This is a genomic window from Marinifilum fragile JCM 15579 (assembly GCF_001310955.1).
Taxonomy (GTDB): domain Bacteria; phylum Bacteroidota; class Bacteroidia; order Bacteroidales; family Marinifilaceae; genus Marinifilum; species Marinifilum fragile.
This window is the reverse complement of the sequence record NZ_BAZX01000009.1, coordinates 1-16,000: the sequence shown is the minus strand read 5'-3', so window position 1 is coordinate 16,000 and position 16,000 is coordinate 1. Positions and strand designations below refer to the sequence as shown.

Annotated in this window: 13 protein-coding genes; 9 read left to right on the top strand and 4 right to left on the bottom strand. The window is 36.8% G+C overall.

Features of this window, described 5'->3' with window-relative positions:
• Positions 1-89 precede the first annotated feature (89 nt).
• The 9 genes from JCM15579_RS08685 to JCM15579_RS08645 all read left to right on the top strand — a co-directional run bounded on the left by JCM15579_RS08685 (position 90) and on the right by JCM15579_RS08645 (position 11,883).
• Entirely contained in the window at positions 90-1,409 is a 1,320-nt protein-coding gene (locus tag JCM15579_RS08685) for an O-acetylhomoserine aminocarboxypropyltransferase/cysteine synthase family protein (protein WP_054718701.1), read from the top strand.
• Between the two features lie 122 nt (positions 1,410-1,531).
• Positions 1,532-2,566, top strand: a complete 1,035-nt coding sequence (locus JCM15579_RS08680; RefSeq protein ID WP_054718698.1) for a homoserine O-acetyltransferase family protein — start codon at positions 1,532-1,534, stop codon at positions 2,564-2,566.
• An 84-nt stretch (positions 2,567-2,650) separates the two neighbouring features.
• A complete protein-coding gene (locus JCM15579_RS08675; protein ID WP_245625858.1) occupies positions 2,651-3,745 on the top strand; it encodes a homoserine dehydrogenase in 1,095 nt (364 codons plus the stop codon).
• A gap of 37 nt (positions 3,746-3,782) precedes the next feature.
• Positions 3,783-5,042, top strand: a complete 1,260-nt coding sequence (locus JCM15579_RS08670) for an aspartate kinase (protein ID WP_172677404.1) — start codon at positions 3,783-3,785, stop codon at positions 5,040-5,042.
• 1 nt (position 5,043) lies between these two features.
• Positions 5,044-8,712: a methionine synthase gene (metH, locus tag JCM15579_RS08665; protein WP_054718995.1), complete on the top strand. Its 3,669-nt coding sequence runs from the start codon at positions 5,044-5,046 to the stop codon at positions 8,710-8,712.
• A 65-nt stretch (positions 8,713-8,777) separates the two neighbouring features.
• The gene (locus JCM15579_RS08660) at positions 8,778-9,737 is read left to right on the top strand and encodes a methylenetetrahydrofolate reductase (protein WP_054718692.1); all 960 of its coding nucleotides are present in this window, start codon (positions 8,778-8,780) and stop codon (positions 9,735-9,737) included.
• 242 nt (positions 9,738-9,979) lie between these two features.
• Positions 9,980-10,396, top strand: a complete 417-nt coding sequence (locus JCM15579_RS08655; RefSeq protein WP_157471404.1) for a hypothetical protein — start codon at positions 9,980-9,982, stop codon at positions 10,394-10,396.
• A gap of 183 nt (positions 10,397-10,579) precedes the next feature.
• Positions 10,580-11,101 (top strand): hypothetical protein, encoded by a 522-nt coding sequence (locus tag JCM15579_RS08650; RefSeq protein ID WP_054718687.1) that lies wholly within the window; start codon positions 10,580-10,582, stop codon positions 11,099-11,101.
• A 143-nt stretch (positions 11,102-11,244) separates the two neighbouring features.
• The gene (locus JCM15579_RS08645; RefSeq protein ID WP_054718684.1) at positions 11,245-11,883 is read left to right on the top strand and encodes a hypothetical protein; all 639 of its coding nucleotides are present in this window, start codon (positions 11,245-11,247) and stop codon (positions 11,881-11,883) included.
• A 56-nt stretch (positions 11,884-11,939) separates the two neighbouring features.
• On the opposite strand, the gene JCM15579_RS08640 is transcribed toward JCM15579_RS08645, so the two are convergent.
• The 4 genes from JCM15579_RS08640 to JCM15579_RS08625 all read right to left on the bottom strand — a co-directional run bounded on the left by JCM15579_RS08640 (position 11,940) and on the right by JCM15579_RS08625 (position 15,614).
• On the bottom strand, positions 11,940-12,881 hold the full coding sequence (locus JCM15579_RS08640) for a 2-hydroxyacid dehydrogenase (RefSeq protein WP_054718682.1): 942 nt from the start codon (positions 12,879-12,881) through the stop codon (positions 11,940-11,942).
• A 113-nt stretch (positions 12,882-12,994) separates the two neighbouring features.
• Positions 12,995-13,492 (bottom strand): hypothetical protein, encoded by a 498-nt coding sequence (locus JCM15579_RS08635; RefSeq protein WP_054718679.1) that lies wholly within the window; start codon positions 13,490-13,492, stop codon positions 12,995-12,997.
• Between the two features lie 21 nt (positions 13,493-13,513).
• Positions 13,514-14,854, bottom strand: coding sequence for a dihydroorotase (locus JCM15579_RS08630; RefSeq protein WP_054718676.1), 1,341 nt, complete (start codon positions 14,852-14,854; stop codon positions 13,514-13,516).
• A 31-nt stretch (positions 14,855-14,885) separates the two neighbouring features.
• Complete coding sequence (locus JCM15579_RS08625; protein ID WP_245625856.1) at positions 14,886-15,614, bottom strand: polyprenol monophosphomannose synthase; 729 nt, start codon at positions 15,612-15,614, stop codon at positions 14,886-14,888.
• Positions 15,615-16,000 lie beyond the last annotated feature (386 nt).

The following is a 16,000-nucleotide window of genomic DNA, read 5'->3' as shown; positions in this document are numbered from 1 at the left end:
CTAAGCTGTTACCAATTACGTGGCTTAAAAACAAGCGCCATGTAATTCCGATAGCTATCGGGAGCTGACAGCTATAAATAAGAATCGCCATGTCAAAAAATTTAAGATACGAAACATTACAGATCCACGCAGGACAAGAAGTTGAAGCAACAACAAATTCACGAGCAGTTCCTTTGTACCAAACTACGGCCTACACTTTTAACGACTCGAAGCATGCAGCAGATTTGTTTGGCTTAAAAGCGTTTGGAAACATTTATACTCGATTAATGAATCCAACCAATGATGTTTTCGAAAAGAGAATTGCAGCATTGGAAGGGGGAGTTGCAGCAGTTGCAACAGGATCGGGTCAAGCAGCTCAATTTTTGGCTTTGACCAATATTTTGGAAGCAGGTGATAATTTCATTAGTGCTTCACAAATTTACGGTGGAACCTACAACCAGTTTAAGGTACAATTCAAGCGCTTGGGCATTCAGTGTAAGTTTGTTGATATAGATTATCCTGAAACCATTGTACCTCTAATCGATGAAAAAACAAAAGCGATTTATGTAGAGGCATTGCCAAATCCAAAGTTTTCAATTCCTGATTTCGATAAAGTATCAGCCATTGCAAAAGAACACGATTTGCCACTAATTGTTGACAATACCCTTGGAGCGGGAGGATATCTGTTCCGTCCATTGGAACATGGAGCCAATGTTGTAGTTGAATCGGCAACCAAATGGATTTGTGGTCATGGTACTGCAGTTGGCGGTGTGCTTGTTGATGGAGGAAATTACAATTGGAGTAATGGAAAATTCCCTCAGTTTTCTGAGCCATCTGAAGGTTATCATGGTCTGGTTTTCTCAGATGTGTTTGGAGTAGATGGACCTTTTGGAAACATCGCCTTTGCAATTCGTGCCAGAGTAGAAGGTTTGAGAGATTATGGATGTAGTCAAAGTCCATTCAATTCATTTCTGCTACTGCAAGGATTGGAAACTCTTTCGCTTCGTTTGGATCGACATGTTGAAAATACGCTGGCATTGGCTGAGTGGTTGCAAGAGCAAGATTGGGTGGAACAAGTGAATTATCCTGGTTTGCCATCGAGCCCATACTACGAAAGAGCTAAGAAATATTTTAAGAAAGGTGCTGGTTCTGTGCTTACTTTCAAAGTGAAAGGTGGAAAAGAAGTTGCCGACAAATTGGTGGATGGAGTAGAACTACTTTCACATGTTGCAAATCTTGGTGATGCAAAAACTTTGATCATTCATCCAAGCTCAACAACTCATGAGCAGCTGACTTTGGAAGAACAAAAAGCATCAGGAGTTGAGCCAGGTTTGCTGAGAATATCAGTAGGAATAGAGCACATTGAAGATATCAAAGCGGATATTAAGCAAGCGATTGAAAAGGCAATTAATGTAGAGACAATCAATTAGTTCTTATAGCAATCCTGAACGGAATTATTCTTTAAAAAGATTCCGTTCAGGGAACTTTTAACATCCTTACCTTAAGGGATTTTCACAAAAACAAAAACAACAATACTCAAAATTTTTAACCAGTGAATCCAAATTGTTACATCCATAAAGAAGGTTTACAACTTGAATCGGGCGAACGCCTTAAGGAGTTGACCATTGCTTATCACACCTATGGGGAGTACGATCCTTCGCGAAATAATGTGATTTGGGTTTGTCATGCACTTACTGCCAATTCTGATGTTTTCGATTGGTGGTCAGGGCTTTTTGGAGAGAAGGACTTTTTTAATCCCAAGGATTATTTTATCGTATGTGCCAATTTTATTGGTTCATGTTACGGTACAACGGGACCTCTATCTAAAAATCCGGAGAATGGACAAGCATACTATCACGATTTTCCACAATTGACCGTACGCGACTTGGTGGCGGCACACGAAATTTTACGAAAACATTTAAATATTAACCGCATTCATATGATGATTGGTAGCTCACTGGGAGGCATGCAAGCCTTGGAGTGGGCTTACTTGTTGAATGGTAAGTTAGACAATTTGGTGGTTTTGGCATCGAATGCCAAGCACTCACCTTGGGGAATTGCCTTTAACGAATCGCAAAGAATGTCGATTGAAGTTGATCCTACCTGGAAGGAATCGAATGATGAAGCAGGTTTGGATGGAATGAGAGTGGCTCGATCAATTGCATTGTTGAGTTACAGAACCTATGCAACTTACGATCATTCGCAACAAGAGAATGATGATGGTAAGACCGATGATTATCGTGCAAGCTCTTACCAAAGATACCAGGGGGAAAAGTTAGCTCGAAGATTTAATGCATACTCTTACTGGCATTTGTCAAAAATCATGGACAGCCATGATATGGGAAGAAATAGAGGTGGATTAATCAAAGCTCTGAATGAAATCAAATCAAGAACACTTGTCATTGGAGTCGATTCAGATCAGATTTTCCCGATCAATGAACAAAAATTTATTGCGGATCATATTCCGCAAGCTCAATACATGGAAATCCATTCGCTATATGGTCATGATGGATTCCTTTTAGAACAAGAACAATTAAGCAAAGTACTACAATCATTTTTAATCGAAAGCAAAATCAATGAGCAATAAACTTAAAATAGGTGTATTCGGATACGGAGTTGTTGGTTCCGGATTGGCCCACGTTCTGAAAAATAGTAAAGGCTTGATGCCTCTATTGTAAAGGTATGTGTAAAAGATGGCGAAAAGGAGAGAGATTTAGATTCAGAAGTTTTAACCACGAACCCTGATGATATTTTAAATGATCCTGAAATTAATGTTGTTGCGGAATTGATTGATGATGCTGATGCAGCTTATCAGATTGTAAAAACAGCTCTGAAAAATGGAAAGCATGTAGTTTCAGCCAATAAAAAAATGTTGGCTTACCATATCGAGGAATTGATTCAATTGCAATGGCAGCACAAAGTTTCATTTGTATATGAAGCATCGGCTTGTGGTAGTATTCCAATTATTAGAAACCTGGAAGAGTACTACGATAATGACCTGTTACAATCGGTAAGTGGAATTTTGAATGGTTCATCGAATTACATTCTTACGAAGATTTTTAATGAAAATTTGGATTACGATGTTGCCTTGAAACAAGCACAAGATCTAGGTTTTGCCGAAAGTGATCCAACATCAGATGTTGATGGATTTGATACACTATACAAGTTGATCATTCTAACCGTTCATGGTTTTGGACTTTTTGTGCATCCTGATCAGGTTTTCAACTTTGGAATTTCGAACTTATCGCCAAAGGATATCGAATTGGCTTCGCAGAAAGGATATAAAATCAGATTGTTAGGAAAAGTGACTAAGGTAAATGGAAACCATGTGAACCTTTTGGTAGCGCCTAAGTTTGTGAAACCTGAAGAACATGCTTATACCGTTGAGAGTCATTACAACGGAGTGTTGATTCAAGGAAATTTCTACGACAACCAATTTATGTATGGGAAAGGAGCAGGAGCACATCCTACCGGTTCAGCGGTATTATCGGATATTACGGCATTGGCTTACGATTATAAATATGAGTACAAAAAGCTAAAATACTATGGAGGCTTAGAGTACACCAATGATATGGAGGTTGAGGTTTATTTGAGATATACGAACAAGGATGATTTGGATCTGTTCGATTTCAAAGAAATTAGGGAATCTCTAACAGGGAAAGAATTCAATTATGTGATTGGAACATTGAACCTTTCCGATTTGATAAAAATTCGTCAGCAAATTAAAGGACGAGATATTTTCATAGCCTATTTAGGTGATGAATAATTTGCTGGGGAAATCACATCTAAGATCAAAAAGAAAAATGATAATATACAAATTCGGTGGTGTATCTGTAAAAGATGCGGCTGCCATACGAAACATCTGTCAGATTATAGCTAAGGTAAAGCGCCCTCTAGCTGTCGTGATTTCGGCAATAGGATCAACAACAAACCTGCTGGAAGAATTGGTAGATGCATATTTTTCGGGAAGCGATAAATGTTGGAATCACTTCGAGACACTGAAAAAGAACCACATTTCAGTGCTCAACGATTTATTCGAAGAGGTGCCAGAACAAATTATCTCGGAAGTAAACGCTCTTTTCGTCGAGCTGGAAACCAAAATTTCAAAGCCATCATCTGATCAGTTCAATTTTGAATATGATCAGGTGATTGGTTTTGGCGAGTTACTTTCAACAACCATAATTTCAGGTTATTTGAATGAAACTGGTCAAAAGAATCAGTGGATTGATATCAGAACCTGTCTGGATTCTGATGACAATTACTTGGATGCCAATATCAATTGGGAAACATCAAAAGAGAAGGTGAATGTAAAATTTGTTGATGATTCGCAAGCCCTTTACATTACTCAAGGTTTTATCGCCCGCGATGATAAAGGATTTACCACTTCGCTGGGACGGGAAGGTTCAGATTATACGGCTGCAATCCTTGCTCATCTGCTTGGCGCTGATAAAATGATCATTTGGAAAGATGTGTTGGGAATATTAAATGCAGATCCTGATTATTTTGATACAACAACCAAATTGGATTTGATTCCATATCACGAAGCAATCGAGTTGTCGTATTATGGGGCAAGGGTAATTCATCCAAAAACCATAAAGCCTTTGCAGGCAAAACAAATTCCTCTTTGGGTGAAATCATTTATCGATCCATCGCAGAAAGGAACCTTGATTACAAAGGGAGAGCAGCCTCAACCCATGTTGCCAAACTATATTGTGAAGAAAAAACAGGTTATGGTGAATTTGAAACCGTTAAATTTTTCATTTATAGGCGAAAAAGATCTGGTTTTTATCTTTTCACTCGTGACAAAGTTTAGAATTAAGCTTAATTTTACTCAAAACACTGCTGTTAGTTTTGCATTTTGTGTTAATAGTTCGGTAAGAAATATTAAAGAGCTAATCGGTGAATTGAGTAAAAAATATGAAGTAGATCTGAGTGAAGATTTGGAGTTAATAACCGTTCGACACTATACGCCATCTACGATTGAAGAAATTCAAAACAAACACCATGTTTTGGTAGAGCAAAAAAATAGCAATACAGCAATCTATCTTACAGTTGAAAATTAATATGAAGCAAAATTTTACGATTAAAGAGGCATTAAAAAATCAGATTTTGGTTCTCGATGGAGCAATGGGAACCATGATTCAGTCCTATAAATTAGTTGAATCGGATTTTAGAGGAGAAAGATTTGCTAATATTTCAGCTGATCAAAAAGGTCACAATGATTTGTTGACGCTGACTCAACCAGATATTATTAAAAATATTCACCTTGAATTTTTAAAAGCAGGTGCCAATATCATAGAGACCAATACTTTTAATTCAAATGCGATTTCTTTGATTGATTATCAATTGGAAGAGCTTGCTTATGAATTGAATCTGGAAGCGGTGAAGAATGCTCGAAGAGCGATTGAAGAAATTCAGAAAATAGATCCAAATACGCCAAGGTGGATAGCTGGTGCCATTGGTCCAACAAATAAGACCACATCAATGTCTCCAAAAGTGGAAGATCCAGGTTACAGAGATGTAAGTTTTGATGATTTGGTTGAAATTTACACCGAACAAATTAAGGGTTTGGTTGATGGAGGTGTTGATGCCTTATTGATAGAAACCATTTTCGATACCCTTAATGCAAAAGCTGCTGTTTATGCCGCAGATCAACTTTTGGAAGAGAGAGAGTTGGATCTACCAATCATGATTTCAGGAACGATCACCGATAATAGTGGGAGAACCTTATCAGGTCAGACATTGGAAGCCTTTGTAACTTCGATGAAATGTGAGAGGTTGTTGAGTATTGGCCTGAATTGTGCTTTCGGGGCAAAGGATTTGATTCCATTTATCCAGCAATTGGATACTTTGTTGCCTGTATATGTAAGTGTATATCCTAATGCTGGTTTGCCAAACGAATTGGGCGAATACGATGAAACTCCTACCACCATGGTGGGTGATTTAAAGGAGTTACTGGAGAACAAAAAGGTAAATATTGTAGGAGGATGTTGCGGAACAAGACCAGATCATATTGCTGCAATTGCCGAAGTAGTTAAAGATGCTTCGCCTAGAGAAATTCCTGTTGTGGAAACGGAAACTCGCTTAAGCGGATTAGAGATGTTGCGCATCAACTCTATGAGCAACTTTGTGAATGTAGGTGAGCGTACCAATGTTGCAGGTTCTCGAAAGTTTGCGAGATTAATCCGTGAAGAAAAATACGAGGAGGCGCTTTCAATTGCTCGTTCACAGGTCGAAAATGGTGCTCAAATTATTGATGTGAACATGGATGATGCCATGTTAGATGCTGAGAAAGAGATGGATGTCTTTCTGAAACTGTTGGTTTCAGAACCGGAAATTTCTCGCGTTCCTGTCATGATTGATTCTTCGAAATGGACTGTGTTGGAAGCTGGTTTGAAATGTGTACAGGGAAAATCAGTGGTAAACTCCATTTCATTGAAAGAGGGCGAAGAGGAATTTATAAAGTATGCTACCCAAATTAAAAGGTATGGAGCTGCTGCTGTGGTAATGGCTTTCGACGAAAAAGGTCAGGCCGATACTTATGAGCGCAGAATTGAAATTTGTGGTAGAGCTTATAAAATATTGACAGAGAAAGTTGGTTTCCCGCCAGAAGATATCATCTTCGATCCAAATGTATTGGCAATAGCTACTGGAATAGAGGAACACAACAATTATGCTGTTGATTTTATAAATACCGTAAGATGGATCAAGGAGAATCTTCCACATGCAAAAATTAGTGGAGGAATTAGTAACCTGTCTTTTTCTTTCCGTGGGAACAATGTGGTTCGTGAAGCGATGCATTCGGTTTTCTTGTATCACGCCATTAAGGAAGGTTTGGATATGGGAATTGTAAATCCTGGAATGTTGCAGATTTACGATGAGATTGAACCGGAATTATTAGAGAAGGTGGAAGATGTAGTGTTGAACAGGAAACCTGATGCTACTGAAATCTTAATAGAATTTGCCGAAGGATTAAAATCGGCAGGAACAAGTCAAGCAAAAAAGGATATTTGGAGGGAAAAATCAGTCAATGAGAGATTGTCTTACTCCTTGGTAAAAGGAATTACCGATTATATAGAAGAGGACGCTGAAGAGGCTCGTCAAAATTATCCGAAAGCATTGGAGGTAATCGAAAAACCTTTAATGGACGGTATGAATATAGTTGGTGAGTTGTTCGGCGATGGAAAAATGTTTCTTCCTCAGGTAGTAAAATCTGCAAGGGTGATGAAAAAAGCCGTTGCATACCTTCAACCCTTTATCGAAAAAGAGAAAAGCAATGCCGCCGATGCCAAAAATGCAGGTAAAATTCTAATGGCAACAGTAAAAGGTGATGTTCATGATATCGGCAAAAATATTGTGGATGTAGTTTTGGGATGTAACAATTTTGAAGTGATCGATTTGGGTGTGATGGTTCCATGTTCGAAGATCTTGGAAGTGGCCAAACAAGAAAATGTTGATGCCATCGGATTGAGTGGTTTGATTACACCATCCCTGGAAGAGATGTGTTTTGTTGCCGAAGAGATGCAACGAGAAGGATTTGATATCCCTTTGGTAGTGGGAGGTGCAACAACATCGGAATTACATACGGCAGTTAAGATTGAGCCAAACTATAAAAATGGAGTAGTGCATGTGAGCGATGCTTCTCAGTCGGTAGGTATTTTCAAAAAATTATGTGACAAGAGTAAACGCGAAGAATATTTAGCTGGTGTAAAAGTGCAATATCAAGAGGTAAGAGAGAATCATGTCAAGCAAAAATCGGCTGATTATTATTCTTTGCAAGAGGCAAGAGCAAATGCGGAGGCAATTGATTGGACCAAATCACCAATATACAAACCAAAGAAAATTGGTTTACAAGTACAGAAGAATTTCTCTATTAGTGAAATAAGAAAATATATTGATTGGACCTTCTTTTTTGTAGCCTGGGAGTTGAAATGCATGTATCCGGAAATTATGGAAGATCCGGATTACAAGGATGAGGCCAAAAAGCTTTTCGACGATGCCAATAAAATGTTGGACAAGATTGAAAAGGAGAATCTTTTGGAAGCTAGTGCAGTTTATGGATTGTTCCCGGCAAATGCAGTAGGCGATGACATTGTCATTTATTCTGATGAGGAAAGAAGTTCAGAGTTGAAGCGATTTACTCAAATTCGTCAGCAGGAGAAATTTTCAAAAGGTTTAAGCAACTTGTGTTTGAGCGATTTTATTGCTCCAATTGAATCGGGACGAATTGATTATATAGGATCATTTGTAGTAACAGCTGGGCTGGGAATAGAAGCGAGTCTGCAAAAATATACTGAGCAAAATGATGATTACAACAGTATCATGATTAAGATTTTGGCAGATAGATTGGCCGAAGCATACACAGAATTGTTGCATGAAAAAATCCGTAAAGAAGATTGGGCCTATGCAAATGGAGAAGACCTGAGCGTTGAGGAAATGTTACGTGAAAAGTACCAGGGAATTCGTCCGGCCTTTGGTTATCCTTCCTTACCAGAACATTCCGAAAAGAAAGTACTTTGGGATTTCTTGCAGGTTGAGGAGAATATTGGAGCAACATTAACCGAAAGCTATGCCATGTATCCTGCAGCTTCAGTAAGTGGTTTGGTATTGGCTCATCCCGATGCAATTTATTTTTCGATTGATAAGATCAAAGAAGATCAGGTAAAAGACTACGCTGAGCGTAAGGGAATATCGGAAAAGGAAGCCAAGAAGCTATTAACGGCTATTTTATAGAAACATCAAATTATTAGAATACGATTTTTGAGATTTATTAGAATCTCACATCTAAAATTAACCGGATGAAAGTAATTGAACATTTAAATCAGGCAATTGAGAATAAAACCACACACTTCTCTTTTGAATTGTTGCCTCCTTTAAGAGGTAATAGTATATACAAGGTATTTAATACCATAGAAAAACTTCGCGAGTTCGACCCAAAGTATATAAATATTACAGCACACCGTGATGAAGTTGTTTTCGTAGAGTCGCCAAATGGAGGATTCGAGAAGAAGATCACTCGTAAACGTCCGGGAACAGTTGCTGTGGCAGCTGCCATTCAGAATAAATACAAACTAACGGTTGTTCCTCATGTTATTTGTAGCGGATTTACTCCCGAAGAAACAGAAAATGCACTTTTAGATCTGAATTTTTTGGGAATTCACGATTTATTGCTTTTGAAAGGTGATACTTCGCCTCGTCATGATTTTATTTCAAGTGAAGGAGAACACAAATATGCGATTGATTTGATTGGGCAGGTTAATGATATCAATAATGGAATTTTTTTAGATGGAACTCATGTTGAACCATTTGAAACTCCATTTTCATATGGAACTGCAGGATATCCAGAAAAACATGAGGAGGCTCCAAATATGGATTCGGATTTGTACTGGCTGAAAAAGAAAGTAGATGCAGGTGCAGATTATATTGTAACCCAGATGTTTTTCGATAATCAGAAGTTTTTTGATTTTGAGAAAAAAGTTCGAGAAGCAGGAATCACTGTCCCAATTGTACCGGGAATCAAGCCTATTTCTGCTCTTTCTCAATTAAATGTGCTTCCTCAGATTTTTAAAACTGAAATACCAGAGACTTTAGCTGCTGAAGTTCGTAAATGTAAAACCAACGATGAGGTAAAACAAGTTGGGGTAGAGTGGGGAATTCAGCAAAGTAAAGAGTTGATTCAACATGGTGTGCCATCATTGCATTTTTACACACTAATGGCATCCAGTTGCGTTAGAGATATTGCAAAGGCAATTTATTAACAAAATTGGAAACAAAACCAAATCCCTTTTCAAGTCTGAAGAGGGATTTTTTTATGTAGAAACTGCAATAAAAGTAGGTTTGTCACAGTTAAAAAATAGAATTGATAATTAATAAAGATATGAGAAAGACAATTATTCTATTGTTACTGATGAGTGGAGCGTTTTTATCAAAAGCTTAGGTTTTTAATACATCTGGAATTTTAAAAGAAGGAGAAGCTGCAATCGGTTTTGAACCATCCTTGTTGGTTTACGATGGAGAAACTGATTTTATGATGTTTTTTCATGCAGGTGTTGGATTAGGACAGAATATTGACTTGGCAGGAAAGTTTGGAGTTTTTGGTGATGAAAATTATTACGGTGGAGATATTGAATTTGGTTTCAGTAAAACGCTTTCATTATCAGCAGGAGCTCATCACTTTCACGATTTTGCATTGGATGGAACGGCAAATGTTACTGTGCCATTGGCAAGAGGTACTAAACTAATCACTGGTTTAGATATGGATATTGTATTTGGAAATGAAACCAAAATTCCTCTTTGGATTCCATTAGGAATAAGAGTTTCGGTTGGTAATGGTTGGTCCTTAATTATGGAATCAGAAATTGAACTAACCGATGAAGCCTATCATTATTTTGGAGTTGGAATGGCCTATGGATTCTAATTCTCGGTAATTCATTTTAATTGAATGTAAGTCTATTTAAACTAAGTGATTACGTTGTGGTATTTAATACAAATAAACTGAACAAGAATTCAATTGATGAATTTTAATCATTTTTATGTTTTAAAATTTAGAATTATAGTTAATTTAGTAGTTTAATAATAAATAATATTAGAATAACTGAATATGAAAAAGATTATAATTGCCTTAACGTTTATGATGGGATCAATGGTATCATTTGGACAAATTTTTGATTCTTCTGATATCTTAAAAAAGGGAGAATTGGTTGTTGCCTTTGAGCCTGGGTTTTTTATTTTTGATGGAAGCGATGATTTTAGAACTTTTTTTCATGGTGAATATGGATTAGGAAAGAAAATGGATCTTGGTGTAAGTATCGATCCTTTAAGTAGAGATGGTTATTATGGTGCTGATATAGAGTTGTGGCTTGCAGAAAAGTTCTCAATTTCAGCTGGAGCCCATCATTTTAGTAAAATGGCTCTCGATGCAGCTGTGAAATATAGCACTCCTATTCGATCAAATATAAAATTTACATCAGGATTGGATAGTGATTATATGGTCAATAATTCTAAATTGGCGCTTTGGTTACCAGCTGGGGTAGATGTGGAAATTGGTAATGGCTTATCTGTTCTGGTTGAAGCTAAAGTTGAAATAACAGATGAAGCTATAATTATTTTGGAATTGGCGTAGCTTATAAAATTAAATAGATAATCTTTTAATCTTGGTCTAATTAAAGTTACTAACAGTCTGTTAATAATGTATTTTGATTCTGAATTGAAATTGAAGTATATTAATGTCTTGATAAACTTTAATCATTAAACTGCAGCTACCAAATGGAAAAAGAAAAATCTTCTATTGAGAAATTAAAAGATTTTGCTCTTAAAACGCATCGTAAAATTAATTTTAGCGAGAAAGCGTATCCCTCTAATGCACTACATCCTGTTACTTATCACCGAAGATTTGTAAGTATACCTGGGAATGATTACAAAAGAGTCTTTTTTGCTTGTTTTGGAGATTCTCGTAGATTGGATAATTTTTCGATTTATAGTGGTGTGTTTTTTCCTATTGATGTTTCAAGAGAAACAAAGATATGTGTTCGAAAAAAACACATATTCGATAAAATAAGTTTGTTTGTAAAAAAGAAATACTATAAAACAGGTGTTGACTCCTTTGATTCTCAAGTTGTATTTGATGAGTTTACAGCAATTGGAACCAATAAGATTTTCATCAATGCCAAAATTCAGAAGTTGATTTTAAAAGCTTTTGATTTTGATGTTCGATTAAGAGTTGGGATAAATATGTTGAATATTGACTTTATTCCGGAGCTGAAAGGTAAATCGTATGTAGGAATTTATACAACTCAAGATTGGTTTATCAACTCATCTGAAATTGAAATTTTATATGATTTGGCAGAACAATTGCAAAATCAATCAGTTTTTATGAATGAACCGGATTTGATTGTACAATTTTAGATAGTATTTTAAGATACAAGAAAGCCTCAATTCTATAGAATTGAGGCTTTTGATATTTAGAATGTGAATTCATCAATGATTTTCTGAGCGGTAACCTCGGAAAGTTTAATGTTTGATTCATGTGTCCAACCTCCAATATGTGGACTCAGCAATACATTCTCAGCTTCAATTAAATATTGAAATTCAGCAGGAAGTTCAGAAGCATGCAAATCTTCAAATGAAGTTTTTTCGTATTCCAGGACGTCTAAGCAAGCACCTTTAACCTGTCCTGATTTTAGATTTTTCACCAAATCAGCAATACGAACCACTTTTCCGCGTGCAGTATTAATAAGGAAAATTGGTTTTTTGAATTGATTCAGAAATTCATCATTCACCATAAACATGGTTTCTTCGGTTTGTGGAACATGCAGACTTAGAATGTCGCATTGCTCAAACAAATCATCTAACTGTTTTTCAGTACAATAATCATCGGTATAGTTAAACTTGTATTTATCGTAGGCAATTACGTTACAACCAAATCCTTTTAGTCTTTGGGCAAAAGCTCCACCCATGTTTCCGTATCCAATAATTCCTACGGTCTTGCCCATAATCTCAATTCCACGGTTTTCTTCACGTCTCCACATTCCATTGCGAACTTCCCAATTGCATCGACACAAATTATTGAAGAGAGTTAAAAGCATACCTATGGCATGCTCACCAACGGCGTCGCGGTTTCCTTCCGGAGCATTGAAGCATTTAATGCCTTTGCTTTCTGCATATTCAACATCAATATTTTCCAATCCGGCACCTACTCTACCAATAAACTTAAGTTTTGAGGCGATATCAAGTTCTGCTTTGGTCAATTTGAACTTACTTCGAATGATAAAACCATCGAACTCAGGAAATATTTCTAGTAGTTCCTCTTTGTTTTTTTCAGGAGCATACGTGCAGTCGAAACCTGCATTTTGAAGCATTTCTAATAAACGAGGGTGTGTTGAATCTATAAATAGAACTTTCATTTTTTAGTATCAAGTTAAGGACATCAAGAATAAGGAGATTCTGTGATTCCGGGATTTCATGCAAAAATAGATTGAAATTTATAAATCGTAGCATTTATTTAGAATGTAATTCATCATTCACTCACTCTTTCCAAATCCACAACAAAACTGGCTTTATAACCTCTCAGTTTTCCGGTAGCATCGTATATTTCGAAGCCAAACATCAGTTTTTTAACCTCTTTTTTTAGTTGTAACAGATTCTTGTCCCAATACCAATTCTCTTCAAACTGAATTTTTCCAGTTCTCTCGTTCAAATTATTTTCTTTAATAATTTGTTTGATTTCACTAATGGATAATTCGTGATTGTCGTAATAATCATATGCCTTTAAATTACCAGCTTTTACTTCTTTCAAAACTTGCACGATTAGGTAAGAGCTATTGGTATTCTTCAGGCATTCGTTCAGCCATTCATCATCCAGGTTGGGATTTTTTACGATCACCTCGTAAATAATAGGATCTGCAATAAGCTCACCTTCTGTTTTTGTAGACGAATTTTCTGGTTTGTTTTGGCAAGAAAACAAAAACAGCCCTGAGATAATCAGAGCTGTTGAGGTATAATAGAATTTTTTCATGTTCTATATAATATGTGTTTGTTAACGATCGAAACTTAAGCGCATACCTTTCGTGCTTTCATCAAACTTACCATTGTTATACACCAAGTGACCATTCACAAAAGTTTTTTCAACCATGTATTGGAATTTTTCTCCATCGAAAGGAGTCCAACCACACTTATACAATGTGTTTTCTTTGTTGGCAGTCCAATCTTCCTCCTTAACCAATACCAAATCTGCGTAATACCCTTTACGGATAAAACCTCTTTTTTCAACTTGGAAAATCTCAGCAGGAGTGTGACACATTTTTTCAATCACTTTTTCAAGACTAATTTTGCCGCGTCGTGCTTGCTCCAACATTGCCACAAGTGAATGTTGAACCAAAGGACCTCCACCTGCAGAATTCAAATAGTTGCCATCTTTCTCTTCTTCAGTATGAGGTGCATGATCTGTTGCAATTATATCCAATCTGTCGTCAAGCAATGCTTCCCAAAGTTTATCCTGATCTGCTTTGGTTTTAACGGCAGGATTCCAGCGTATTCTTGATTTTTTAGTCAAGTAATCTTTGTCATCAAACCATAAGTGATGTACACAAACCTCAGTTGTAATTCTTTTATCTTTCGAAGGAATCGAGTTGTCAAACAGATCCATCTCAATTCCGGAAGATAAATGAAGGATGTGTAAACGAGTGTTGTATTTCTTAGCCAACTCCACGGCTTTCGATGAAGATTTGTAACAAGCTTCGGCACTTCTAATCACTCCATGATATTCCATTGGAATGTCCTCGCCATATTTTTCAAGGTATTCAGCCTGATTTTTTTCAATGGTTGGTGTGTCCTCACAATGCGTAGCAATCAGCAGAGGAGCTTTTTCAAAAATCTGCGAAAGCGTATCAATATCATCCACCAACATATTCCCTGTAGATGATCCCATGAAGATTTTAATCCCACAAACCGATTTAGGATCCGTTTTTAAAATCTCTTCCAGATTGTCATTGGTAGCACCCATGTAGAACGAGTAGTTGGCCAGTGATTTTTCAGCACCAAGCTTGTAACGCTCTGCAAGTAACTCTTGGGTAACTGTTTGTGGTTTTACATTTGGCATATCCATAAAGGAAGTGGTACCACCTGCTACAGCAGCTTTCGATTCGGTATACAAATCACCTTTGTGTGGCATTCCTGGATCGCGAAAATGTACCTGATCATCGATCACACCGGGAATTAGCAACTTGCCACCAGCATCAATAACCTTCCACGATGAATCAACCTTTTCAGGAGTGGATGTATAAATTTCTTCAATCAATTGATCTTTCACCAGCACACTTCCGGCGAATTTCCTGCCCTCGTTAATGATTAAGGCATTTTGTATTAAATAAGTTGACATTTTGGTTGTTTAGTTCTAAGTATTTTAAAATCTATCTTTCGTATTTGGTAAAAAAGCTGCGTAGTTTCATTTTAATTACGCCCCACACAGCTTCGTTAAAAATACCACCACTCATTTTCGAAGTTCCTTGTGTTCTATCCGTAAAAATGATTGGCACTTCAATAATATTGAAGCCAAATTTCCATGTGGTAAATTTCATTTCTATCTGGAAAGCATACCCTTTAAATCTAATTTTATCCAAATTAATGGTTTCAAGTACCTTTCTGGTATAACATTTAAAGCCAGCAGTTGCATCATGAATCTTCATTCCTGTTACAATTCTTACGTACTTCGATGCAAAATACGACATCAAAACCCTACCCATAGGCCAATTTACAACATTTACACCAGAAACATAGCGTGAACCAATGGCCATATCTCCACCTTGATTAGCGCAAGCTTCGTATAAACGAACCAAATCTTCCGGATTGTGTGAAAAATCGGCATCCATTTCAAATACATATTCGTAGTTGTTTTCAAGTGCCCATTTAAAGCCGGCAATATATGCGGTACCTAGGCCAAGCTTTCCTTTGCGCTCTATCATGTGTAGCTGAGAAAACTCCTTCTGCAAATTTTTTACAATTGCAGCAGTTCCGTCAGGAGAATTGTCTTCAATTATTAAGATATCAAAAGCTTTTTCCAGCGAAAATACTTTCCTAACAATGGATTCAATATTTTCTTTTTCATTGTAGGTCGGAATAATAACAAGTCTATTTGTCACCTTCAGAGAATTAATTTGTAAAACAATTTATTAGCACGAAGATAGTATATCTGTAATAAAACTGTCATTTCCATTCGTTAAAAAGAGTGAAATCCATGATTAATTATGCCAGTCCCCTTCGGGTCGGGCTATCCGCTATATCTTTTCCTCATTCTTCGAAAAAGGATGCCGCTTCTATCCCTACCGGATCGTTTCTATGGGTAGTGCATGAAAAAATGAGCGAATAGATATTTAAAACAATCAAAAATCACATTCGCTGAAAATTTCTCTAAATTTTTTCTCACGGGTTATGAGTAAGTTAGGTTGGTGTAGAGAAAAAGTTTGGTTTTTGGATTTGGAAAGTTGAAAAAGTATGTGTTATCTTTGCAGCCGCTTTACATGGGTAT